Genomic DNA, 23,109 nt, shown 5'->3' with positions numbered 1-23,109 from the left:
CTACAAATTAGGTTCCGCGAAATGTGGATAAGTCCCTGCTTAATCTGTCGAAAAGTTTACCTTGACAACATATACTTACCGATGTATCTTTATAACCGAAACGGCCTCGTTGTTTAGACGAGGCCGCTTCAAGTAAATAATCATTAGTCACCAAAACAAAGTGCGTAGAACACTTTGAGAAGGGACGGTTGTAGATGGTAAACATGCGGAAAATAATACCCGCAATTTGATTAAATGAGTGGGGCTGTGGTCTAATTGGTAAGACACTCGCCTCTCAAGCCAGGGATGCCGGATCGTGCCCGGCCAGCTCCACCCATTTTATTACCACAGCACAACAATAACAACAACAACACGAAAATGCAACAAAAAAATGCACTTCGGAAAAATTTAGTTTTTAGTGATAACGGATATAGAACAAGGTAGGATTTTTCGGTAAGCTATCAAGAGAAACGTTTTCCACGTCCCTTCCAATTCCCCAAGCTAATCAGCTCCCCCTTATCCACGCGCCTTCCCCACGAGCCAATCGGCACTTCTCCGGGCCGCAAGTCCCTAACAATTACAAACCGATCTAAGTAGTTTTTCTTGCCCGTTCGTACGAGCCAATACTTCTCATTAGGGTTTAGAGTACGTACGAAGTCAATGGCCTCTACCTGCGAGAGTGTGGCCGATACCTGAAACATCAGTTTCTTTTTGCTATCTTTGCCCATATTCCTCTAACTATAAAAAGTGAAAATTCATAACGCTATCGGGGTCGTCGTTTTTTCCGAGATGGAAACTTACATACCATCCCCACCGGAAGCTTAATCTTCCCCTCTTTAACAAGTTGCGCCTGAAGAATCATCACCATCTTGACAAGTCTTTTATGTCGGGTAATCCCTTTATTTTTCAAAGTAGCCCACCACCCACCCCAAAAACTCGTTGACATTGTAAGGCACCTTCAGTATATTTATAGTTCGACTCTTAATTTTTCCGTAAAAAGAGCCGAAACACTGGGCAGAAAGCGGGATACCGATGACTGCGGAGCGCGATCATCACAAGACGAAAGAGCGAAAATTTGAGATCCTGCTTATCCCGCACGGAGATGCAGGCGAAAAACGGTCGTTTGCGTTTACAATAGGGGGCATCGCCGCCTTTCTCGGCGGCATTGTGGCAATAATCTTTCTCGCGGCCGTTCTGCTTCTCGGATATACTCCGCTCGGCATGGTGGTTCCGATTTCCAACAGCGAGATCCAGCGGCGATACGGACTTCAATTGTTCGAACTTCAGACACGGCTCAGCAAAGTGTCTGAAGAATTTATTGTGCTTCGGGAATACAACCGCAAGCTTCGCGCTGCGCTCGGAGATAATCTGAAAAAAGACACTTCGTCCGCCGCTGTTGCTTCGAACGATGAGGTTTCTCCGCCGCCCCAGGAAGGAGCGCAAGAAGTACGTCAGGCTCCTCCCGAACCTCAAACAAAAACGGAGAGCATTCCGGCAGGATTCTCATCGCAGCACGCTTCGGTGAACAGGCCTTTTCAGGCATCGTTCCCGCTTTATCCGCCGGTGGTCGGATATGTGTCGCAAGGGTTTGACGATGCTCGGAGACATTTCGGGATTGATTATGCCGGACGCCGCGGGTCGATCATCAGCGCAGCCGCGGACGGGTACGTGGTATTCTCGGGGTGGACGTATGACGACGGCAACATGGTAATTATTTCTCACGGCAGCGGATACTTTACGATCTATAAACACAATCAATCGCTGCTGAAGTCTCCGGGCGAATTTGTACGGCGGGGAGAGCCGATCGCGCTTCTCGGCAATTCAGGCAACACGAGTTACGGGCCGCACCTTCATTTTGAACTGTGGAAGGACGGCCAGCCGCAGAATCCGGAAGAATATATGATCGCTGTGGAATCTATGTAAGCGAGGAACGCCGCATGGCTGACAAAAATGCTGTGAAAGAGCTGAACCTTATCGGTTCAGGCACGACCGTCGAAGGAAAGATCAGGACGCAGGGAAATATCCGGATCGACGGAAAGATGATGGGAGAACTCCACGCGGCCGAGAATGTCGCAGTGGGATTGACGGGTGAAATCGAAGGGAACATCAACGGCAAGAACGTCACCGTGGGGGGCAAGATCCGCGGCAACATCATTGCGGTCGACAAGCTTGTTTTTGAGGGGAAGGCGGTCGTTCGGGGCGACATCCGTTCGGCGCGTCTCGTGATCGACGAGGGAGCCGTCTTCGACGGCAAGATTTCGATGACGGATGCGCGCGCTGCGAATCACGACATCCAGAAATATTAGTTCCGTGATGCAATGGAACAGCAGAGTGGAAAGCTGTTCGGCGAGAACCGGAACGGACTGCGTGGTTTCGGACCGTTTCTGACGCTGGGGATACAACTCGCTCTTTCGATCGTCGTTTTTTTCTTTCTTGGGAAGTGGATCGACGGCCGCTTCAACACCTCGCCATGGTTCATGCTCGGCGGGTTGACGATCGGCGGGGTCGGAGGGATGATCAAATTCATAACTTCGGCGACGAAGTTGGGTCAACAGCAAGACGTACTAGATGCAGAACGAAAGCAGCATACGAAGGTTTGATCCCGCTTTTCCGCGTCATGTCGCTGTGATCGTTGTTCTGAGCGCTTTGCTCTCTGCGTATCCGCTTCTTGCTTACGCTTCGGCAGAAGTCATCCGCGCCTGCATCGCGGGGGCAGCGATCAGCGTTGCGAATGTGCTGGCCGGTTACGCAGCGATTGAATACTCGATACACAAATCGTACACGGTATTTCTGAAAGCGGTCCTCGGCGGCATGGGGGTGCGCATGCTGGCGATGCTCGCCGCGCTGGTCGCCCTGATCAAGGTTTTCCAGTTTCAAACGGTGCCGCTGGTTGTCTCGTTGATGGTGTTCTATACCGCGTTTTTGGTTCTTGAAGTGCTGTTCATGCAAAAGAAATTGGGAAATAAATCCAAGGGATAAGATCGTGGCATCGTTGTTACTTTTTCAAGCTCAATCTGCCGCTCGCGCCGCCGCCGACACCGCTGCCGCTCCGGGCGCGCACGAAGAGAGCGATAATCTTTTTACGCACCTCCTACGCCACGTCCAGGATGCCCACGAGATCGAGACTCCCTTCGGCCGGTTCGACCTCCCCCATCTGCATTTTTTCGGCGTCGATATGTCGATCACGAAGCATGTCGTTTTTTTGTGGCTCGCCGCGGTTCTCTTGATCATTGCGCTGGCGGCCGCCGCGCGGAAAAACAGGCGGCAAACCGTGCCGACCGGATTCGGCAACCTCGTGGAAATTTTCGTCGTCTTCGTACGCGACGAGATCGCGATCCCGAACATGGGCGAAGGGGGAATCAAATACCTCCCCTATTTGCTGACGACCTTTTTCTTCATCCTTTTAATGAATTTATTCGGGCTCGTCCCGTACGGTGCATCGGCAACGGGAAACGTCAGCGTTACCGCCGGGCTTGCGGTCATCGCATATATCATGATTCAGGCCTCCGCCATCAGGGCGCAAGGGCTCGGCCACTATTTCGCACATTTCACCGGCGGCGTTCATTGGATCTTATGGCCCATCATGGTCCCGATCGAGATTCTCGGAACTTTCACCAAAGCGTTTGCATTGTGCGTGCGTTTGTTTGCGAACATGACCGCTGGGCACATCGTCATCGTCTCGCTGCTTGGATTGATCTTTGTGTTTGGAAGATTATCTCCGGCGCTGGGATACACGGTTTCGGTACCGTCCGTCCTTTTCACGCTCGGAATAGATCTTCTTGAACTTTTTGTCGCATTCCTCCAGGCGTACATTTTTACAATGCTGACGTCGCTTTTTATGGGGCTCGGTATGGAGACGGAAAACCATGAGGCACATGAAGAACATGCGCATTAACCTTTGAAAAACTATCGTACACTATTATGATAACATCAACACATACAGGAGAAAAATAATGGAAGCAAATCCAATTGAGGTCGCGAAAGCCGTTGCAACACAATGGGGATACTTGGCAGCCGGGTTCGGCGCCGCCATCACCGTCGTTGGGGCGGGTCTTGGAATCGGAAAACTCGCAGCGGCGGCAATGGAAGCCAGCGGCCGCCAGCCGGAAGTGGCGGGACAAGTGCGTACATCGATGTTGATCGCCGCGGCGCTCATCGAAGGCGTCACTTTTTTTGCGCTCGCTATTTGCATCATTCTTGCAACGAAGTAAAACTCTACAAGGATCGATATGTTAGACATCAATCCGGGACTCATCCTCTGGACGATCATCACCTTTATCATTCTTCTGTTCATCCTCGGCAAGTTTGCATGGAAGCCGCTGGTGAGTGCGCTGCAGGCCCGCGAACAGGGCATTCGCGATGCGCTGCTCAAGGCCGAGGAAGCGCGAAAAGAATCCGAACGCCTGCTCGAGCAGAATAAAGAAGCGATGAAGCGGGCGAACGAAGAGACGTCGCGCATCTTAAAGGAGGGGCGCGAGCTGGCCGAACAGATGAAGAACGAAATCGTTGCGAAGGCTCAGGCAGGCGCCAAAACGATGATGGAACAGGCGAAAGGCGATATTCAGCGCGAAAAGGAGACGGCGCTTCTTCAGTTGAAGAACGAGGTCGCCGACCTTGCGGTGAACGCGGCTGAAAAGATCATCGACGAAGTGCTTGACGAACCAAGACAGAAAAAGATCGTCGATAAGGTCCTCCAAACGCTCCCGAAAAATTAATGAGTAATACCAGAGTAGCAAAACGGTACGCCTCCGCGCTCATGGCATTGACCGGAGAGGCGAAGAAACCCGAAGCGGTCGCGGACGATCTGATGACGGTCCAAACGGCGATCAAAGCCTCGCGGGAGCTTCGCTCGCTTCTCGTCAGTCCCGTCATCTCGAAAGAGAAGAAAAAAGCGGTCGTCGCCGAACTTTTCAACAAGAAGATCGGCGATGTCGTCCAGCAGTATCTCGCCTCCATTATAGAGAAGCGGCGCGAGGACGTGCTTGCCGAAGTGCTCGAGCAGTATTTCCTTTTACGGGATGAACAGCTCGGCATCGTTGCGGTGGATGTCCGGACGGCGGTGAAATTCTCCGGCGACCAGGAAAAAAAGCTGGTACAGCAATTGGAATCGTTCACGCAAAAGAAGGTGCGCGTTTCCTTCAGTCTCGATAAAGTGTTGAAAGGGGGGTTTGTTGCAAGAGTCGGAGATACGACCCTCGACGGAAGCATTAGCCGTCAGCTTGAGCTGCTCAGATCCCGGCTGAAGAATGGCTCCGCATCAAAGAATTAGCATGTTGAATCAAACAAGGACACGACAATGGCGGATGTACGACCCGATGAAATAACTGCCGTGCTGCGGAAGCAGCTTTCCGGTTTTGAAAAAGAGATCGATATTTACGACGTCGGCACGGTGCTGCAGGTCGGCGACGGCATTGCGCGCCTCTACGGTTTGTCGAAGGTGATGGCGAGCGAGCTGATCGAATTTCCGAACGATGTGTTCGGCATGGTGCTGAACCTCGAGGAGGACAACGTCGGCTGCATTCTCTTCGGCGACGACACGAAGATCAGCGAAGGGGACACGGTGAAGCGGACAAAGCGTGTCGCCTCGATGCCGGTCGGCGAAGCGATGCTCGGACGCGTCATCAATCCGCTGGGCCAGCCGATCGACGGCCGCGGCACCATCAAGACCGACAAATTTTCCCCTCTGGAAAGAAAAGCCCTCGGCGTTATCCAGCGGCAGCCGGTGAAGCAGCCGCTGCAGACCGGGCTGAAAGCCGTCGATGGAATGATCCCGATCGGACGCGGTCAGCGCGAGCTGATCATCGGCGACCGGCAGACGGGCAAAACGGCCGTCGCACTCGATACGATCATCAACCAGAAATACACGCATACCGAAAAAGCGAAGAAGGAAGGAGTCAAGCCGGTCTATTGTATCTACGTCGCGATCGGCCAGAAAGGATCGACGATCGCGCAGGTGGTGGGCAAACTCGAAGAAAAGGGAGCGATGGAGTACACCGCCGTGATCTCCGCGACCGCCAGCGATCCGGCTCCCATGCAGTTCATCGCACCGTACTCCGGAGCGACGCTCGGCGAATACTTCCGCGACAGCGGACGGGACGTGCTGGTGGTGTACGACGATCTTTCTAAACATGCGGCCGCATACCGGCAGGTGTCGCTCCTCCTCCGCCGCCCGCCGGGGCGCGAAGCGTTTCCGGGCGACGTCTTCTACCTTCACTCCCGGCTCCTCGAGCGCGCATCGAAGCTGAGCGACGAGCTCGGCGGCGGAAGCCTGACGGCATTGCCGATCATCGAGACCCAGGCCGGCGACGTTGCGGCATACATCCCGACAAACGTCATCTCCATCACCGACGGGCAGATCTTTCTCGAGCCGAACCTGTTCAACTCGGGGGTCCGTCCGGCCATTAACGTCGGTATTTCCGTTTCGCGTGTCGGCGGGAATGCCCAGATCAAAGCGATGAAAAAAGTCGCCGGCCGCCTCCGTTTGGACCTCGCGCAGTACCGCGAACTCGAAGCGTTCGCGAAGTTCGGCTCCGACCTCGACAAATCGACCCAGGCGCAGCTGTTGCGCGGATCGCGCCTTGTCGAAGTGCTGAAACAGCGGCAGTACGTGCCGATGCCCGTCGAAAACCAGGTGGTCATCATCTACCTCGGCACGTCCGGCTTCTTGGACCAGCTGCCGCTCGAAAAAGTGCTGCAGTTTGAGCACGATTTGCTCGAGATGATGGAAGCACGCCATAAGGACCTCCTCAACCTTATCGCGGAAAAGAAGGAGCTGACCGACGACATTACGAAGCGCATCCAGACGATCGCCAAAGAATTCATGGACACCTTCTCTGCGGCCGCGTAGTCATGGCAACGTTGCGAGACATACGCCGGCGGATCGCCGGAGTTAAGAGCACGCAGAAAATCACCAAGGCGATGAAAATGGTCGCCGCCGCAAAGCTGCGGCGCGCCCAGGAATCAATTCTTCAAGCCCGGCCTTACGCGAGAAAGATGGCGGAGATGCTTCGTCATCTATCGGGAAAAGTGGACGTCACCAATTATCCGGCCCTGGCTCAGCGTCCTGTGGAGAATGTCGCCGTCGTGGTCGTCACGGCGGACCGCGGCCTGTGCGGCGCCTTCAACACCAATATCATCCGTGCGGCCGTCAACCATATCGACACTCACTATAAAGAGCTGTACGCGGCGGGAAAAGTGAAGCTCTTCTGCGTCGGCCGGAAAGGGGCGGACTTTTTCGGCAAACGAAATTACGAGATCCTTTTCAAACAGACAGGCATTTTCAACTCCCTGAATTTCGGAAACGCCCGGGCGATCGTGAAGGAAATTGTGGACGGCTACACGGCCGGAAAATTCGATAAGGTTGTTCTCGTGTACAACGAGTTTAAGAATGCGGCTCAGCAGCGGATTGCCATGGAGCTGTTTCTCCCGATCCCCCCCGAGACGGTTGAAAAAGGGGGCGAGAAGAAGCCTCATTCGCTCGTCGACTATATTTATGAACCGTCCTGCGACCAGATCGTCTCTGCTCTGGTGCCGAAGCACCTGAATTTCCAGATGTGGCGCGTGCTGCTCGAATCGAACGCCGCCGAGCAGGGAGCCCGCATGACGGCGATGGAGAATGCGTCGACGAACGCCAAAGAGATGATCAGCACGCTTGAACTTTCTTACAACAAGGCTCGCCAAGCATCCATCACAAAAGAACTGCTCGAAATCGTCAGCGGTGCAGAGGCGCTGAAAAAAGCAGGGTGAGAAAGATCATAGATTAACAATTAAAAATTAAGAGTTGATACACGAGATTTTCATCGGTGTTTTCAATTCTTAATTTTTACTTTTTCATTCTTAATTCTTAATTGCGTTACCGTGTTCGATACCCTTACGCAAAAATTAGATTCCGTCCTTAAGCGCCTTCGCGGCGAAGGAAGGATCTCCGAGGCCAACATCGCGGAGATGCTGCGCGAAGTCCGTAAAGTGCTGCTCGACGCGGACGTCAATTACAAGGTCGTCAAACAGTTCATCGACAACGTCCAACAGAAGTCGCTCGGCAAGGAGGTCGTCGGAAGCGTTGCCCCGGGCCAGCTCATCGTCAAGATCATCCGCGACGAACTGGTGGCCTTGTTGGGCTCAACGAAGGGGGACATCACGATCTCCCAGACGCCGCCGTCGGTGATCATGATCGCGGGGCTGCAGGGCTCGGGCAAGACAACGTTCGCGGCGAAACTCGCGAACCTGTTGAAGTCGAAAGGGCGCAGTCCGCTGCTCGTCGCCGCGGACGTCTATCGTCCCGCTGCCGTTGATCAGTTGATCGCATTGGGCGGACAGATCGGGGTGCCGGTCTTCTCGAGCCGCACGGATACGGCGGTCGACATCGCGAAGAACAGCATCGACCACGCGAGGAAGAACGCACGAGACACGGTGATCATCGACACGGCCGGACGGCTGCATGTCGATGAAGAGATGATGCGCGAAGCCGAAAGCATCAAAACATCCGTCCAACCGCACGAGATCCTCTTCGTGGTGGATGCGATGACCGGACAGGATGCCGTCAACACGGCGAAAGCATTCCACGACCGGCTTAACTTCGACGGCGTGGTGCTGACGAAGCTCGACGGCGACACGCGCGGCGGGGCTGCCCTGTCGATCCGCTCTGTGGTTGAAAGGCCGATCAAGTTCGTCGGCACCGGCGAAAAACTTGACGCGCTCGAGCAGTTTTATCCCGACCGAATGGCGTCGCGGATCCTCGGCATGGGGGACATCGTGACGCTCGTCGAGAAAGCGCAGCAATCTTTCGACAAGGAAAAGGCCGAGCAGCTCGAACAGAAGATCCGCAAGGCGCAGTTCACGCTGGAAGATTTTTACGGCCAGCTTCAGGAGGTCAAAAAAATGGGGCCGCTGAGCCAGGTTCTCTCGATGATCCCCGGGGCGAACAAGCTGGGCAATATCAACGAGGTCGACGACAAGGAGATGAAGTATGTCGAAGCGATCATCCTCTCGATGACGGTGGAAGAGCGCCAGCATCCTGCCATTATCAACGGATCGCGTCGGAAGCGTATCGCGTCGGGGAGCGGGACTTCGGTGCAGGAAGTGAACAAGCTTCTCAAACAGTTTTTCGAGATGCAGAAAATGATGAAGAATTTCTCAAAAGGAAAGAATTTCGGGCGCATGATGGCGCAGCGATTCCACTGAGTTGCATATTAATCGGCATCTATTCATATTTACAGAAAAAGGAGAATCATCTTTGGCAGTAAAATTAAGGCTACAACGAATGGGTAAGAAGAAGCAGCCCATGTACAAGATCGTCGCGGTGGATTCGCGCACAAAGCGCGACGGGCGGTTCATCGACGCTGTGGGGGCCTATAACCCGGCCACCAATCCTATGACGATCACGCTAAAAGAAGACCGCGTTTTTCACTGGCTTGAGCGTGGAGCCCAGCCGACCGATACGGTGAAAAACCTGCTCAGTCGTAAGGGTGTGTGGCTGAAATGGGGCTTGAAAAAGAAGAAAGCGGACGATGCGACGATCGCTGCCGAGTTTGAGAAATGGCAGATGATGCAAGGGCTGAAACTGCAGAAGGAAAATGAACGGAACGCCCGCCGCAACGCCGCGAAGAAGAAAAAGAAAGCTGCCGCTCAGGAAGCTCCGGCCCAACCCGCTGAAGCCCCGGCCCCGGCAGCCCCTGCACAGCCGTAGCGGCGGTTTCTTCCCGCTAGCATTTGTCTCTCCGACGTAGGGATGAACATTCGAACACTCCTGCAGCCTGCCTGCTTCAGTGTTCGGAATTTTTTTGAGGAGCTTGACTGGAGGTGCACATGCGAGAGTTCATTGAATACATCGCAAAGCAGCTTGTCGACAACCCTGGCGCAGTATCTCTCAGCGATGAGGAGAAGGATGGGAAGGTGGTCTTCAAGCTTAAAGTCGGCGAGGCCGACGTCGGAAAAATCATCGGCCGCAAAGGGCGCACGGCGCAGGCGATGCGGGTGCTGTTGAGCGCCGTCGCCGCGAAGAACGGCAAACGGGCGATGCTCGAGGTTGTGGACTAAGTTCAGGCGAACCACTGAGGTGCCAGGCGCAATGGCTGTCAATAGAAGATCTCCTTTTTTTTCTCCGTTGTGTCTCGGCGCCTTTGAGGCAGCATGCAGCCGTCATTCTGAATGCGCAGGTCGCTGTGAAATCGAACCATGAGGACCGTTCCCATCTGCTGGCGATAGGCGTGATCGCAAAAGTGTTCGGCGTGAAAGGCGAAGTGAAGGTGCATTCCTATTCACGATCGTCCCAGGAGTTCGAGAAGCTCGGGACCGTGCTGACGGGAAAAAAGGAGGCCGCCGCCGTTGCGATGAAGATCGAGAACGTCGCTACGCGGGGAGCCGATATTTATCTGAAGTTTCAGGATGTCAATGACCGGAACGGGTCGGAGGCGCTCGTCGGCCATTTCTTATTCGTTGAAGAGAAGGCGCGCAAGCATTTGGCGCCCGGTGAATTTTTCATCGACGACATCATCGGGATGTCGGTGCACGATTCACGGGAAAAAACGCTCGGCGTTGTGCGCGATGTCGTCAGGTATCCTGCGCAGGACGTCTACGTTGTGAAGACCGAAGGGGGCGATGTGATGGTTCCGGCCGTGAAAGGCATTGTCCGCCGCGTGGATGTGAAAAATCGTACGATCGAGGTCGATCCTCCCGAAGGACTTTTCGGCGGGCGTGAGTAAGGAGATGGTATGAGTATCCGCATCGATATTCTTTCTGCGGTTCCGAAATTGCTCGCGAGTCCGCTGAACGAAAGCATGCTCAGGATCGCTCAGGAGAAGAAGCTGGCTGAGATCGTCGTGCATGATTTGCGGAAATTCACGCACGATAAGCACCATACGCTCGACGAACCCCCGTACGGCGGCGGCGCGGGGATGATCCTGAAGCCGGAGCCGATCGTCGAGTGCGTTGAGTCGTTGAACGCAGAGCGGACGTACGATGAAATCGTGTACGTTACCGCCGACGGCGAGCCGTTCACGCAAAGGACCGCGAACGAACTCTCGTTGAAATCGAACATCATGATCCTCTGCGGTCATTATAAAGGAGTCGACGACCGCGTCAGGCAATCGGTCATCACGCGGGAGATCTCGATCGGCGACTATGTGCTCACCGGCGGAGAATTGGCCGCGCTGGTCATCACCGACGCGGTGGTAAGGGTGATACCGGGCGTGATCGGAGACGGAGAATCGGCGTTGACCGATTCGTTCCAGGATGGATTGCTGGACAGCCCGCATTACACCCGGCCCCCGGAATACCGCGGAATGAAGGTGCCGGATGTTCTGTTGTCGGGGAATCACAAAGAAATTGCCGCATGGCGCGATGAAGAGAGAACGAAGCGGACGGAGGAACGGCGCAAGGATTTGATTCATAAAAAATAACAGGTTAATGAACGGAGTACACCAATGAGCAAGATCAAATTAGTAGAAGCCACCCAGCTGAAAACGAATATCCCCGACTTTGCACCGGGGGACACGCTGAACGTCCACGTGCGCGTTATCGAAGGGGATAAAGAGCGCATTCAGCAGTTCCAGGGGGTCGTCATCGGCAAGCGCGGAAGCGGCATGGGGGCCACATTCACGATCAGAAAAGTTTCCGACGGCGTCGGCGTGGAAAGGATTTTCCCGACACACTCGCCGCGCATCGCGAAGATCGAAAAAATGAAGTCGAGCAAAGTGCGCCGGGCGAAACTGTATTATCTCCGCGACCTTGCGGCGAAACAGATCCGCCAAAAAACCAGCAGCTGAACCCCGTGGCCGAAGACCCGCTCCGCATCGGAGCGATCCCCGATTTTTACTGCCGGCCGGTGCTTGCCGGATTGCAGCAGCCTGAGAGTCCCGCTTCGGCGGGACTTTTCTTTGAAAGCGCCGGCATCAACGCCGAACGAATCCTCGGCGGCGAGTGCGATGCCGCGCTGATCGGCCCCGTCGAGTTTGCGCGCAACAGCTCGGACTTTTCGCTCTATCCTTCGATCGGCGTCGCTTCACGCGGTGAAAGCCGGACGAGCGTCCTGTGCGTCAATCGAAGTTCGCGTGCGATCGGTTCCATCGCCGTGGGCGCCGTCTCATCCTCCGATATCGTTCTCGCCAAGATCATTCTCTCCGAAAAATTCGAGCAGCAGGTCGTTGTCGTTCCTGTACTCGGCACGGTGCCGGAAATGCTGTCGAAGGCCGATGCGGCTCTCGTGACGGGGAACGCCTCGTTGACCTCGGCATGGGAGGGGCCAACGCTCGACCTCGTCGATGAATGGTCGGACATGACGGACCTGCCGTATGTCCATCTCGTCTGTGCCGGCCGCAAGGAGAAGTACAAAAAAGAGATTGCGGCAATGCTTCTTGCTTCCCAGGAAAAAGGGGCTGCCTCGATCCCCTCGATCGCACTGCAGCAGTCGAAAACGCTGCCATATCCGGTTGACGAATTTGAACGTCAGCTTGAGCATTTTACCTACGGGTTCGACCACGAGGCCAGGGAAGCTCTCGGTGAATTCTTTCGCTATGCTTTTTACCTCGGCATCTTTCCCGATGTGCCGGAGATAGAAGTGTTCGGCGGGGAACAATCGGACAACGGTTGAAACTCTCCGAAATTCCGCGTAACTTCTTCCATGCTGCGTTCCCTCTACGTCAAACACTATGCCCTCATCGAAGAAATCAACGTTGATTTTGAGCGCGGATTGAACATTATCACCGGCGAAACGGGGGCGGGAAAATCAATCCTCATCGACGCACTAAGCTTGCTTCTCGGCGAGCGGGCCAGTTCGGATGTTGTACGCAAGGGGGCCGAGAAAGCCATTGTCGAAGGGACCTTCGTGATTGCCGGTTCGCCGAAACTTCAAATGCTTCTCACGGAAAACGACATCGACCCGTCGGACGAAATGATCGTCCGGCGGGAAATTTCGGTGAAAGGGCAGAGCCGCTGCTTCATCAACGATTCTCCCGTTCCGCTCTCACTCCTCAAAGAGGCCGGGGACATCCTCGTCGACCTGCACGGCCAGCACGACCACCAGGCCCTGCTCCGTCCGGAAACGCATATCGATTTTCTGGATGAATTTGGCGGCGATGAGCGCCTCCTCGCAGAATATCGCCGATCCTACAAGAAGCTCTCCGATCTCTTTTCGAAGAAACGCGACCTGCAGGAGCAAGAATTACGTTTGAAGGAGAAGAAGGACCTCTACGAATTTCAAATGAAGGAGATCGATGCTGTAGATCCGCAGGCCGGAGAAGAAGAATCCATGGAATCGGAGCTGAAGCTTCTGGAAAATGCGGAAAAGCTTCATGAGCTGACCTCGCAGCTCAGCCAGCTTCTCTATGACGGCGAGTCCTCGGTCCACGATCATCTTGTTCAGGCCTGGAAGCAGATCGAAACCCTGCGGGAGATCGATCCTGTGTTTGCCGACGCTGCCGGGGAGGCGAAATCGGCAGAGATCATCGTCGAAGAATTGTCGAAGTTCATTCAATCCTATAACGCAAAAATAGAGTTCAACCCTGAGAAGCTGGAACAGATCCGGGAACGGCTCGGACAGTTCTCGCTTCTGAAAAAGAAATACGGCGGCACGCTCGAGTCGCTGCTTGAACACCGCCGGAAGATCGGCAGCGAATTTTCTCTGGCAGAGAATTTTGAAAAAGAGCTCGCATCGCTCGACGCAGCCATCCTTGAGGAACGCCGGGTCTGCTCGGCTGCTGCCCAGCAATTGACAAAAAAGCGGCGGGAATCAGCGAAAAAGATCGAGAAAGAAATCGTTGCTTCGCTTGCCGAGCTTGGCATTATGAACGCAAAATTCTGGGTGAGCATCGCGAATGTGGCGGGGAAGGCCGGCGCCGCCGATGCCTATGTTCAGCTAGGGAAAGAGTCCTTCGAGGCAACGCCAAAAGGGGTCGATCTGGTCGAGTTCTTTATTTCGACGAACGTCGGCGAGGACCTCAAGCCGCTCGCAAAAGTAGCGTCGGGAGGGGAAATTTCGCGCGTCATGCTCGGGTTGAAATCTGCCCTCGCCGCCTCTGACAAAGTCCCGCTTCTTATCTTCGATGAGATCGATGTCGGCGTAAGCGGACGCATCGGGCAGGCGGTCGGCGTAAGCTTGAAGAAACTCGCTTCGCTTCATCAGATCATCACGATCACTCACCTTCCTCAGATCGCGGGACTAGCAGACACGCATTTTGCGGTCGAGAAAATTGAAGACGGGAAACGGACGACGACCAGCTTGCGCAAGCTCGGCATTGAAGAACGGATACGGGAAGTTGCGAAGCTGATGAGCGGAGAGAAGATCACTGAGGCCGGGTTGAAGAGCGCGCGGGAGTTGATGGGGCGAAAATGATGCATGTTGACGGTCTCCCGTCAGCGCAGCCCAATCCCCCAAAAGAAGGGCGAACCCGTTCTCCATCTGTTGACAGAGAAGCAAAAATGAATTTCAGCCGTCCCTTCGGGAGAAAGATACAACGGCATATTTTGAGCCGGCATCTAACAGTTTCATCTCAGCACTTCAATCACGATGATCCAATACCGAACACCCAACACCTCTGCATCCGAAAAAAATGCCATTAACTTTCTATAACACGCTTACCCGGACGAAGGAAGAATTCAAACCGCTTCATGCGGGCTACGTAGGGATGTATGTCTGCGGTCCGACGGTCTACAGCGATTCGCACATCGGCCACGGCAAGAGCTACGTTTCGTTCGATGTGATCGTCCGCTACCTTCGTTACCTCGGCAACAAAGTATTGTATGTGCAGAACATCACCGATGTGGGGCACTTGCTCGACGACGGCGAGGACAGAATGCTGAAGCAATCGCGGATCGAAAAAGTTCATCCAATGCAGATCGCGGAGGCGGTCACACGGAGTTATTTCGAGGACATGGACGCTCTCAACGTGATTCGTCCCGATATTTCCCCGAGAGCATCGGGGCATATCATCGAGCAGATCGAGATCGTGAAGGTGCTTCTTGCGAACGGGCATGCGTACGAAGTGAACGGTTCCGTCTATTTTGATGTCCGGAAATTCAAGGCCTACGGGAAGCTCTCCGGACGGACGATCGATGAGATGAAAGAGGGAACCCGGGTTGAAGTGAAATCCGAAAAACGGAATCCGGAAGATTTTGCCCTTTGGAAAAAAGCGGAACCGGAACACATCATGCGATGGCAGAGTCCATGGGGCGAGGGTTTCCCCGGATGGCACGTGGAGTGTTCGGCGATGTCGATGAAGTACCTCGGCGAGACGTTCGATATCCATGGAGGGGGATTGGACAACCAATTCCCTCACCACGAATGCGAGATCGCGCAAAGCGAATCTGCAACCGGCAAGCCGTTCGTGAGATACTGGATCCATAACAACCTGGTGACCGTGAACGGCCAAAAGATGTCGAAGTCCCTCGGCAACTTTGTCACGCTCAAGGACCTCTATAAAAAATTCGACCCTGCCGTTATCCGCTTTTTTATCCTGCAAAGCCATTACCGGAGCACGCTCGATTTCAGCGAACAGGCGCTGGAGGCATCGGGGACAGGACTTGCAAAGCTGCAGAGTACGCTACGGAGGCTTCGGGAGACGATCGATTTCGCCAGCCGAACTTCCTCTTTCGGCATGACCGAGAAAGACGTAACGCCGTTCCGGACTGCATTTCTCGAAGCGATGAACGACGATTTCAATACCCCGAAAGCGATCGCTGTTCTCTTCGACCTTTCATCCCAAGTTAATGACTGGTTGAGGCCGGGATCACTCCCGACGGAAAAGGCACTTCGAACAACGGAGAAGATGTTTGAGGATCTCTGTTCAGGAGTCCTCGGAATTTCTTTGGCCCCCGCATCATCCAACGCATCGGGGGGGGGCTCCACGGAGGCCGGTTTGATGGATCTCATCATCGCCGTACGAAAAGAAATTCGGAATCAGAAATTATGGGCATTATCGGATAAGATCCGCGATGCTGTCAAAGCGCTCGGCATCGTGCTCGAGGATACGAAAACCGGCACCACGTGGAAAAAGGAGTGAAATCTTCATACATTATCGGGCAGAATAGGGCGTGGTATGGGTAAACTTCTTGCGCGATGGTTCGTCTAATCTAATGGAAGGAATATCAGTGAAGAAACTGTTATTCATCTTTTCTTCGTTCTTTATTTACAGCTTGTCTTTAGCGCAGAACACGGCCGGCGATGCAGCAAACATCGAACCAAGATATATCATCGATACGCCGACAGGCGGGCTCTTAAAACGAGGAGCTTTCGCGATGGATGTCGACTTCTTTCAGGAGGGGGGAATGACGGTCGGATTGACGGCCGGAGCGCTCGACCGGTTGAACTTCGGCGTCTCGTACGGCGGAACCGGAATTATCGGCCACGACGATATTACGATGCAAAGACTTCCGGGAGTCAACGTGAAATTTCGCTTATTCGATGAGACAATGGCGATGCCCGCGATCGCCCTCGGGTTCGATTCGCAGGGTAAAGAGACCTACATCGACAGCCTGCAGCGCTTCACGATCAAGTCCCGCGGTTTTTACGCCGCAGCCAGCAAGAACTATTCTCTGATGGGCAACCTGAGCCTCCACGGCGGGACGAATTACAGCCTCGAGAACAAGGACGGCAACAAAAGCCTCGATTTTTTTGTCGGCGCTGAAAAGTCCCTCGGATCGGACATATCGCTGCTTGCAGAATATGATTTTGGCTTGAATGACAATATCGGCGTGGTGGGCAAAGGGAAGGGATATTTGAATAGCGGCCTGCGATGGTCGTGGGGGAATGGTTTTACGATCGGATGCGATTTGAAGAATCTTGTAAGAAATCAGAACAACGTCACGATAGGAAACAGAACTATTAAAGTAGAATACGTCAGAGTGCTGTAATTCCGGAACGGGAATGAACGATTCCTTTCCGCTGTTAGTGTTAGTATTGACATCGGAAGGAGGAAGGAACCTGGTATGAAAACACTGCGAAGCTTTCTCAATGGATTGATCCCTCTTTCGGCAGCCGGGCTTTTGTTCGCCGGCTGTTATACTCACACGGAAACGGTGAGCGAACGATGGGCGGGAGGGGACGATGATTATGCTTACACCGATACGACGTCGTCGAGCGACTCGACGAGCGCGAGCTATTTCGATGATGACAGCTATCGCGACGCGCAATACCATATGGCCTTCGATTACTATTATCCGCCGCCGGAGTATTACGCGTCGGCAGTTGGCTACGACCCGTGGTTCGATTACAACTACTACCCGTGGGGGCTGTGGTATCCATACGGGTTCGGATTCGGATGGGGTTATGGCTACGGATACGGCTACGGTTACGGCGGGTATTATGGACACGCATACCATGGCTGGTACGGAGGGAGGAATTTTGCGACGAGGCAGCGCACCATTGGCAGCGGGCGCGGAAGTTTCGGATACTTCGCCGGTCGTGTTGCGCCGAACTCTCCCGGCCGGGTGATCCCTGCCAACGGAGTCACCCCATCAAGGGGGAGGACTCCTAATGCGCCGGGAGCAGTAGCGACAAGCCCGTCTGCCTCACGAACGCGCCAGGAAATTCCCTGGTGGCAAAGGGCGAATAGATCGACGGTCGCTTCGCGGCAGGCGACGGTGGCCAGCCGCGGAAGATATTCCAGCTATGGCTCGAGAAACTCCAACGTCCGGCAGATGTACCAACATCGTGGACGAGTTCAGCCTTCGGCAAGGTACGCGCAGCCGCAATCAAGACAAATGGTTCATCAGGGTTATTCGGCACCGCAGCGTTCGAGCGGCAGAGCATCGAGCGGTGGCAGCGGAAGCCGGGGAGGCGGAGGCGGCAGGAATAGAGGCAGATAGGAGAGATTTCTCCCGACACTACGGTCAAGAAGTTTTTAGCATATTAATTGTCTAACATTCACCATAATCACGACAACACCTGCACCCCCCCTCCGGCTGCTCGATTGTTAAAGCAAACGGTGTGTCTGCCGGCTGCAGCAGGGCAACGGGTCGAACCTCAGTTGTATCGATAACCTGCCGAACGGATAACCGGCCGAATCGCGGAGACGGATGGGAGTGGAAGCGGAGGATACCTATGAAAAATAATCGCTGTGTCACTTTGTTCATTTTATTGTTCGGACTGATCATGCTGAATATCTCTTATCTTCGTGCCCAGTCTGCTGAGGATGCATACCGTTTTTCATCCACGGGATTCGGAGTCGGTGCACGGGCGGAAGGCATGGGCGGCGCATACATCGGCGTAGCCGATGATTACAGCGCAACGTTCTGGAACCCGGCAGGCCTGGCTCAGATGAGGAGACTAGAGTTCACCGGCGGCATTGTCAATACCAACTATTCGAACAGCGCAACGTTTTTGGGAACGTCGTCGTCGGCCAGCAACAGCGCCACCAACCTTGACGATCTGGGGCTCGTGTTCCCCGTTCCGACCTCGCGCGGGAGCCTGGTCTTTGCCGTCGGTTACAACAGAGTGAATAATTATGCAACCGCGCTTTCGTTCAACGGCTTCAACGCGAAGAGCTCGATCATCCCGTGGCTGTACGATGCGGATGCAAATTTTGACATCCCCTTTCAAACGTATCTTGAAAATTCGGACGGCTACACTCCGATCCAGAAAAATGTCCAGCAGCAAGGAAATGTCAGCGAAAGCGGCAGCATGGGCACGTGGGCATTCTCCGGGGCCGTCGATCTCGCGAAGGATTTTTCTTTCGGTGTGACGATCAACCTCCTCAACGGAACATACAATTATGTCAGGAACTACAACGAATCGGACGTCAATAACGTCTACAATGATCCGACCCGTTTCTACGATGCGGACGGATATGTTCTTCCCGATTCCCTCTACCGGGAATTCAATGCGTTCAACTACAACAGCACGCTGACGAGCGATTTGAACGGCGTCAACGCGATGTTCGGGTTTATGTACCGGTACGAAGATATTGCCCGTTTCGGCATCACGATCAAAACTCCGACGGCGTTCACCGTTCATGAAACATATACGAACGCCGGACAAAGCGCGTTCGATGATACGACAGGGTACTACTATTCATACGACGCGAACAACGACTATGGCATAACAACTCCCTGGGTGTTCGGGGCCGGTGCTTCGTATTCGCCGGTGCGCGGTCTTCTTCTCTCCGGGCAAGTTGAATATACCGATTGGACGCAGCTTCAGTGGACCGACAACGCCGATCTGGAGAACGAAAACATTGCGTTAAAACAGCAGTTTCGTTCGACGCTTAATTATGCTGTTGGCGGCGAGTTCGAGATCCCCAAAACAGATGTGCGGCTGCGGGCGGGCTATTCCTTCAAGCCCTCGCCGTATGCCGGCGATCCGTCGACGTTCGGTCTGACCACCATTACTGCCGGCGCCGGGATTTTGATCGAGGATAATGTGATGATCGATGCAGCGGCGATGTTCGGATCGTTCAAGAACTTCCATAACAACTACGGCGATGAATCGCTTAACCTCTCGCGGACAGACGAGACCGTTTCGACAACGAACGTCGACTTCACTATTTCGTACAGGTTCTGATTCTTCTGGGGCGGGGGGGCAGGGTTATTGGGGGTCGTGAGTTCAGGTATCAACGGTAGCTGTAAATTTTGAAGGCGTGAAAAATTACAATTTCACGCCTTTTTTTTGTCGTTTCTGCGATTAGAAAATCATTGAGCTCAGTTGTCAGCAGCCTTTCATATTGCGAAATCTTATCCAATTATCATATTTTTTCCATTTTTTTGGAAAAGAAAAGCTTTACTTTTGGGAAATATTGATTGTTGAAATAATAAACAGTTAATTTTTGAACAAATTTCGACCTTCCAACGCGTTTTGTATGGCACAAATGTTGCGGAAGATATAGCAAATCCGACTAGATGCACCAGAAGCCTGGTGGATTTCTAAAACGTTGACACATGGAGAATACAATGAACAGATTTGCTAATATTTTGAGAGGGTTGCTTGCCGGATGCCTACTTGGCCTCGTATATTCAGGAGCGGTGGCGCAGACGGTGAAGCTCACGGTTGTACCAATGTCCCCGGGAAAGCTGGCGGCGATCGGAAAGAGCAGCTACACTGCCACAACAGGCCTTAAGGTGATCGGCAAAGGAGCGCGCGCATATTTATTTGCCGATACCACCGGATCCGGAACAACGGTTGTAACGTCGTTCACGTGGACGTTTGCCGCGAAGCCGACAGGATCGAACGCGTCATTCGACAGCGCCGGGAACAATCCGCGTCAGAGTTTCACGGCAGACTCGGCCGGTCAATACATAGTGAATGTGTCTGTGAACGGCGGCACAAGCACCGACCAGGACACTTTCTTTGTGAGCACGTTCCTTGGGAACCCGAATACATCAGGTTTGTATTGCGGTGAATGCCACGCGGCGAATTACAGCGATTGGCAGGGAACGGGGCATGCTAAGATCTACACACAGGGAATAATGGGAGAGTTGGAAGTCAACGCATACGGTCAAGGATCGTACTCCGCCAGTTGCTGGAAATGCCATACGACGGGCTACGACCTCTCGGCAAATGACGGAAATTTCGGATACATGGCCCATTCGCTTGGATGGGACACGACGGCGTTTAAGGGAAAGACAAAATCCGGCAGCAGTTATCTGATCTTCAACGGCGATTCTTCAATCTATAAAAACATGGCGGCGAATTATTCGTCGCTGCTCCCGCTGGCGAGCATCGGCTGCGAAAGCTGCCACGGCCCGGGCAAAGATCACAACGGCGACATCTCAAAAATCGGCCTCTCTCTTGATGCAGGCTTGTGTCAGTCATGTCACGATGCGCCCCCCCACCATGTCTCCGGCACGTATTGGTCACTATCGGATCATGCGACAATGCCGCTTGCCGGCAAGGTCGCAACGTCTACGAGCTGCTTCCCCTGCCACAGCGGAAGCGCATTCGAGAAATGGGTTGTTGCTGGAAAGCCGGCATCAGCGTCCACGTGGAGTTCAAGCGATGCTAGCTATCCTATCACTTGCGCAGTCTGCCATGATCCGCACAGCGCAGCGAACCCGAATCAGTTGAGAACGGTCAGCGTCGATACACTGCGGAACGGTTATGTCGTCCCGGCTGGAATCGGCGGCCTTGGCCAGCTTTGCATGAACTGCCACCGGTCGCGGTACAACGTTGCAACAAAAGTGACGACCAAAGCTCCGTATTACGGTTTCGCTGACCATTATGGCCCGCACGGTAATCCGCAAGCCGATATGTTCTTCGGTCAGAATGCGTACCAGTACGGCGACAGCAGCCTCACCGGATTAATGACTCATGCCGGCGTTCCGGATGCCTGCGTTACATGCCATATGCACGGCAGCGGACAGCATCAATTATCGATGTCGGACACGGTCGGTACAGGCGTTATGCACGACCATACCGAAGCATGCCAGACCTGCCATGGGTCCGGAATCCAATCGTTTGACGACGTCAAAGCGAGCTACGACTACGACCGCAACGGAAAAATCGAAGGCGTGCAGACCGAAGTCGCCGGCCTCCTGGCTCTTCTCAAAGCCAGACTGCCAATCGACAGCCTGACAGGCGAGCCGACCCTGGCGATCAAGGACAGCCTTAAGGTAAAGAACCGGCCCGATCTCGTTCAGGGTATTTACACCTATTCGTTTGTAACGAACGACGGCAGCATGGGCGTCCACAATGCGAAGTACGCCGTCGCCCTTCTGCAAAAGGCCCTCGGATTCTATCCGACCGGCGTTGAGGTTGTGAGCCAAAAGACTCCGACGTCGTACGAGATCAGCCAGAACTATCCGAACCCGTTCAACCCGTCGACGAACATCGAGTTCTCTGTTCCGCGTTCTGCGACGATTCAGTTGAACGTCTACAATATTCTTGGCGAACTTGTCAAGACCCTCGTCAGCGGCGACATCGTCTCCGGCCATTACAAAGTGACGTGGAACGGAACGAACAATCACGGTGCAACAGTCTCGAGCGGCATTTACTTCTACAGACTGGTTGCCCAATCCAACGGAGCGCCAAATTACATCGTGACGAAGAAGATGTTAATGATGAAGTAAGATCGGATTCAGCGTACACTGGCCAAAAAAGGCTGCTTCGGACCTCCGAGGCAGCCTTTTTTATTGATTGTCGCCCACCAAAGTGCTATATTTCGCTATCTATAACTGTTTCAATTACTTACGTAAAAGTCAACGTGGTCACGTTTTCCGAAACGCGGCTTAAAGAGCTTCTTTCAAAATTCAAAAACAAGCGCATTGCCGTTATCGGCGATGTCATGGTGGACAAGTATCTCTGGGGATCCGTCGGCCGGATTTCCCCCGAGGCTCCGGTTCCTATCGTGGAGGTGGAGAAGGAAACCGAACGGCTTGGCGGGGCCGCCAATGTGGCCAATAATATCAAATCCCTGGGGGGGGAGCCGGTCCTCGTCGGCGTTGTCGGCGATGATGCCGACGGCGATTTGCTGACAAAACTTCTCGCCGGGCAGAATTGTCCAATAAGCGGGATCGTAAAAGATCCTTCACGGCCTACGACGGTGAAAACACGCGTCATTGCTCATGGCCAGCATGTCGTCAGGATCGATAACGAACAAAAACGGGATATTTCCCCGTCGGTGCAGGAGCAGATCCTCTCGATTCTGCGGAACAGCATTGCCAGCTTGGACGGCATCATCCTCGAAGACTACAACAAAGGGGTCATCACCGCCTCCTTGATCCATCACATCATTGAGATGGCGCGCGGTCAGAGGAAAATTGTCACCGTCGACCCCAAGTTCCAAAACTTCTTCGAATACAAAAATGCCTCGGTGTTTAAGCCGAACAGAAAAGAGGTCGAGGAAGCGCTGGGCATGAAGTTGGCCACCGACGAGAGCCTTCGCGAAGCCATCGGCGCGTTGAAGGAAAAATTGAATGCAGAAAATATCCTGATCACGCGCGGAGAACAAGGGATGAGTTTGCTGGATGATAAGGGCTCCCTGCTCCATTTGCCGACGCGGGCGCAGCATGTCGCCGACGTCTCCGGCGCCGGCGATACGGTGATCGCCACGCTCACGATGGCGATGGCGTCGGGCGCGTCAATCTACGAATCGGCAAGCCTTGCCAATTTTGCCGGCGGCGTCGTGTGCGGCGAGGTCGGCATCGTCCCAATACTTCCTGATGCGCTGCTCGCAAGAGTTCTTTCCTTCCAGTCTTAACGTTCGAATA

At 53.9% G+C, this 23,109-nt stretch carries 24 protein-coding genes and 1 tRNA gene; all 25 read left to right on the top strand.

Annotated features, from left to right (window positions below; translation table 11 throughout):
• Positions 1-240: 240 nt before the first annotated feature.
• A tRNA-Glu gene (locus VMF88_12105) sits at positions 241-312 on the top strand.
• Positions 313-1,011: 699 nt separating this feature from the next.
• Entirely contained in the window at positions 1,012-1,902 is an 891-nt protein-coding gene (locus tag VMF88_12100; GenBank protein HTY11801.1) for a M23 family metallopeptidase, read from the top strand.
• 14 nt (positions 1,903-1,916) lie between these two features.
• Positions 1,917-2,285 (top strand): polymer-forming cytoskeletal protein, encoded by a 369-nt coding sequence (locus VMF88_12095; GenBank protein ID HTY11800.1) that lies wholly within the window; start codon positions 1,917-1,919, stop codon positions 2,283-2,285.
• Between the two features lie 12 nt (positions 2,286-2,297).
• Complete coding sequence (locus VMF88_12090) at positions 2,298-2,579, top strand: AtpZ/AtpI family protein (protein ID HTY11799.1); 282 nt, start codon at positions 2,298-2,300, stop codon at positions 2,577-2,579.
• Positions 2,548-2,958, top strand: a complete 411-nt coding sequence (locus tag VMF88_12085; protein ID HTY11798.1) for a hypothetical protein — start codon at positions 2,548-2,550, stop codon at positions 2,956-2,958. Before VMF88_12090 ends, VMF88_12085 begins: the two co-directional genes overlap by 32 nt.
• 4 nt (positions 2,959-2,962) lie before the next feature.
• The gene (atpB, locus tag VMF88_12080) at positions 2,963-3,874 is read left to right on the top strand and encodes a F0F1 ATP synthase subunit A (GenBank protein ID HTY11797.1); all 912 of its coding nucleotides are present in this window, start codon (positions 2,963-2,965) and stop codon (positions 3,872-3,874) included.
• A 58-nt stretch (positions 3,875-3,932) separates the two neighbouring features.
• Positions 3,933-4,190 carry an ATP synthase F0 subunit C gene (gene atpE, locus VMF88_12075; GenBank protein ID HTY11796.1) on the top strand — a complete coding sequence of 86 codons (258 nt, stop codon included), beginning with the start codon at positions 3,933-3,935 and terminating at the stop codon, positions 4,188-4,190.
• Between the two features lie 18 nt (positions 4,191-4,208).
• A complete protein-coding gene (gene atpF, locus VMF88_12070) occupies positions 4,209-4,694 on the top strand; it encodes a F0F1 ATP synthase subunit B (protein HTY11795.1) in 486 nt (161 codons plus the stop codon).
• Positions 4,694-5,248 (top strand): ATP synthase F1 subunit delta, encoded by a 555-nt coding sequence (gene atpH / locus VMF88_12065; GenBank protein ID HTY11794.1) that lies wholly within the window; start codon positions 4,694-4,696, stop codon positions 5,246-5,248. The genes atpF and atpH overlap by 1 nt, the downstream gene beginning before the upstream one ends.
• 27 nt (positions 5,249-5,275) lie before the next feature.
• Positions 5,276-6,826: a F0F1 ATP synthase subunit alpha gene (gene atpA / locus VMF88_12060; protein ID HTY11793.1), complete on the top strand. Its 1,551-nt coding sequence runs from the start codon at positions 5,276-5,278 to the stop codon at positions 6,824-6,826.
• A 2-nt stretch (positions 6,827-6,828) separates the two neighbouring features.
• Positions 6,829-7,725: an ATP synthase F1 subunit gamma gene (gene atpG / locus VMF88_12055; GenBank protein ID HTY11792.1), complete on the top strand. Its 897-nt coding sequence runs from the start codon at positions 6,829-6,831 to the stop codon at positions 7,723-7,725.
• A 111-nt stretch (positions 7,726-7,836) separates the two neighbouring features.
• Positions 7,837-9,159: a signal recognition particle protein gene (gene ffh, locus VMF88_12050; GenBank protein ID HTY11791.1), complete on the top strand. Its 1,323-nt coding sequence runs from the start codon at positions 7,837-7,839 to the stop codon at positions 9,157-9,159.
• A 52-nt stretch (positions 9,160-9,211) separates the two neighbouring features.
• Positions 9,212-9,664 (top strand): 30S ribosomal protein S16, encoded by a 453-nt coding sequence (gene rpsP, locus VMF88_12045; GenBank protein ID HTY11790.1) that lies wholly within the window; start codon positions 9,212-9,214, stop codon positions 9,662-9,664.
• Between the two features lie 119 nt (positions 9,665-9,783).
• A complete protein-coding gene (locus VMF88_12040) occupies positions 9,784-10,014 on the top strand; it encodes a KH domain-containing protein (protein HTY11789.1) in 231 nt (76 codons plus the stop codon).
• Between the two features lie 83 nt (positions 10,015-10,097).
• Complete coding sequence (rimM, locus tag VMF88_12035; GenBank protein ID HTY11788.1) at positions 10,098-10,679, top strand: ribosome maturation factor RimM; 582 nt, start codon at positions 10,098-10,100, stop codon at positions 10,677-10,679.
• Between the two features lie 15 nt (positions 10,680-10,694).
• Positions 10,695-11,375, top strand: coding sequence for a tRNA (guanosine(37)-N1)-methyltransferase TrmD (gene trmD / locus VMF88_12030; GenBank protein ID HTY11787.1), 681 nt, complete (start codon positions 10,695-10,697; stop codon positions 11,373-11,375).
• 24 nt (positions 11,376-11,399) lie between these two features.
• A complete protein-coding gene (gene rplS, locus VMF88_12025; protein ID HTY11786.1) occupies positions 11,400-11,741 on the top strand; it encodes a 50S ribosomal protein L19 in 342 nt (113 codons plus the stop codon).
• Positions 11,742-11,746: 5 nt separating this feature from the next.
• Positions 11,747-12,565, top strand: coding sequence for an MqnA/MqnD/SBP family protein (locus VMF88_12020; GenBank protein HTY11785.1), 819 nt, complete (start codon positions 11,747-11,749; stop codon positions 12,563-12,565).
• 30 nt (positions 12,566-12,595) lie between these two features.
• A complete protein-coding gene (gene recN / locus VMF88_12015) occupies positions 12,596-14,305 on the top strand; it encodes a DNA repair protein RecN (GenBank protein HTY11784.1) in 1,710 nt (569 codons plus the stop codon).
• Between the two features lie 217 nt (positions 14,306-14,522).
• Positions 14,523-15,971 (top strand): cysteine--tRNA ligase, encoded by a 1,449-nt coding sequence (cysS, locus tag VMF88_12010; GenBank protein HTY11783.1) that lies wholly within the window; start codon positions 14,523-14,525, stop codon positions 15,969-15,971.
• Positions 15,972-16,059: 88 nt separating this feature from the next.
• Positions 16,060-16,821 carry a hypothetical protein gene (locus VMF88_12005; GenBank protein ID HTY11782.1) on the top strand — a complete coding sequence of 254 codons (762 nt, stop codon included), beginning with the start codon at positions 16,060-16,062 and terminating at the stop codon, positions 16,819-16,821.
• A 75-nt stretch (positions 16,822-16,896) separates the two neighbouring features.
• Positions 16,897-17,775, top strand: a complete 879-nt coding sequence (locus VMF88_12000; GenBank protein HTY11781.1) for a hypothetical protein — start codon at positions 16,897-16,899, stop codon at positions 17,773-17,775.
• A 235-nt stretch (positions 17,776-18,010) separates the two neighbouring features.
• Positions 18,011-19,468 (top strand): hypothetical protein, encoded by a 1,458-nt coding sequence (locus VMF88_11995; GenBank protein ID HTY11780.1) that lies wholly within the window; start codon positions 18,011-18,013, stop codon positions 19,466-19,468.
• 386 nt (positions 19,469-19,854) lie between these two features.
• Positions 19,855-21,969: a FlgD immunoglobulin-like domain containing protein gene (locus tag VMF88_11990; protein ID HTY11779.1), complete on the top strand. Its 2,115-nt coding sequence runs from the start codon at positions 19,855-19,857 to the stop codon at positions 21,967-21,969.
• Positions 21,970-22,103: 134 nt separating this feature from the next.
• A complete protein-coding gene (rfaE1, locus tag VMF88_11985; protein ID HTY11778.1) occupies positions 22,104-23,099 on the top strand; it encodes a D-glycero-beta-D-manno-heptose-7-phosphate kinase in 996 nt (331 codons plus the stop codon).
• Positions 23,100-23,109 lie beyond the last annotated feature (10 nt).

The organism is Bacteroidota bacterium (assembly GCA_035506275.1).
GTDB lineage: Bacteria > Bacteroidota > Ignavibacteria > UBA10030 > UBA8401 > JAGVPT01.
The sequence above is the reverse complement of the archived record's forward strand: the minus strand, read 5'-3'. Positions and strand labels throughout refer to the sequence as shown.

What these genes read in the sequence shown, in the direction of transcription:
- atpH (HTY11794.1), top strand. Translation starts at nt 4,694, where the DNA reads ATGAGTAATACCAGAGTAGCAAAACGGTACGCCTCCGCGCTCATGGCA.
- atpG (HTY11792.1), top strand. Translation starts at nt 6,829, where the DNA reads ATGGCAACGTTGCGAGACATACGCCGGCGGATCGCCGGAGTTAAGAGC.
- VMF88_12000 (HTY11781.1), top strand. Translation starts at nt 16,897, where the DNA reads ATGAAAACACTGCGAAGCTTTCTCAATGGATTGATCCCTCTTTCGGCA.
- VMF88_11990 (HTY11779.1), top strand. Translation starts at nt 19,855, where the DNA reads ATGAACAGATTTGCTAATATTTTGAGAGGGTTGCTTGCCGGATGCCTA.
- atpA (HTY11793.1), top strand. Translation starts at nt 5,276, where the DNA reads ATGGCGGATGTACGACCCGATGAAATAACTGCCGTGCTGCGGAAGCAG.
- VMF88_12090 (HTY11799.1), top strand. Translation starts at nt 2,298, where the DNA reads ATGGAACAGCAGAGTGGAAAGCTGTTCGGCGAGAACCGGAACGGACTG.
- VMF88_12100 (HTY11801.1), top strand. Translation starts at nt 1,012, where the DNA reads ATGACTGCGGAGCGCGATCATCACAAGACGAAAGAGCGAAAATTTGAG.
- VMF88_12085 (HTY11798.1), top strand. Translation starts at nt 2,548, where the DNA reads ATGCAGAACGAAAGCAGCATACGAAGGTTTGATCCCGCTTTTCCGCGT.
- atpF (HTY11795.1), top strand. Translation starts at nt 4,209, where the DNA reads ATGTTAGACATCAATCCGGGACTCATCCTCTGGACGATCATCACCTTT.
- recN (HTY11784.1), top strand. Translation starts at nt 12,596, where the DNA reads ATGCTGCGTTCCCTCTACGTCAAACACTATGCCCTCATCGAAGAAATC.
- VMF88_12040 (HTY11789.1), top strand. Translation starts at nt 9,784, where the DNA reads ATGCGAGAGTTCATTGAATACATCGCAAAGCAGCTTGTCGACAACCCT.
- VMF88_11995 (HTY11780.1), top strand. Translation starts at nt 18,011, where the DNA reads ATGAAAAATAATCGCTGTGTCACTTTGTTCATTTTATTGTTCGGACTG.
- cysS (HTY11783.1), top strand. Translation starts at nt 14,523, where the DNA reads ATGCCATTAACTTTCTATAACACGCTTACCCGGACGAAGGAAGAATTC.
- VMF88_12095 (HTY11800.1), top strand. Translation starts at nt 1,917, where the DNA reads ATGGCTGACAAAAATGCTGTGAAAGAGCTGAACCTTATCGGTTCAGGC.
- rplS (HTY11786.1), top strand. Translation starts at nt 11,400, where the DNA reads ATGAGCAAGATCAAATTAGTAGAAGCCACCCAGCTGAAAACGAATATC.
- atpE (HTY11796.1), top strand. Translation starts at nt 3,933, where the DNA reads ATGGAAGCAAATCCAATTGAGGTCGCGAAAGCCGTTGCAACACAATGG.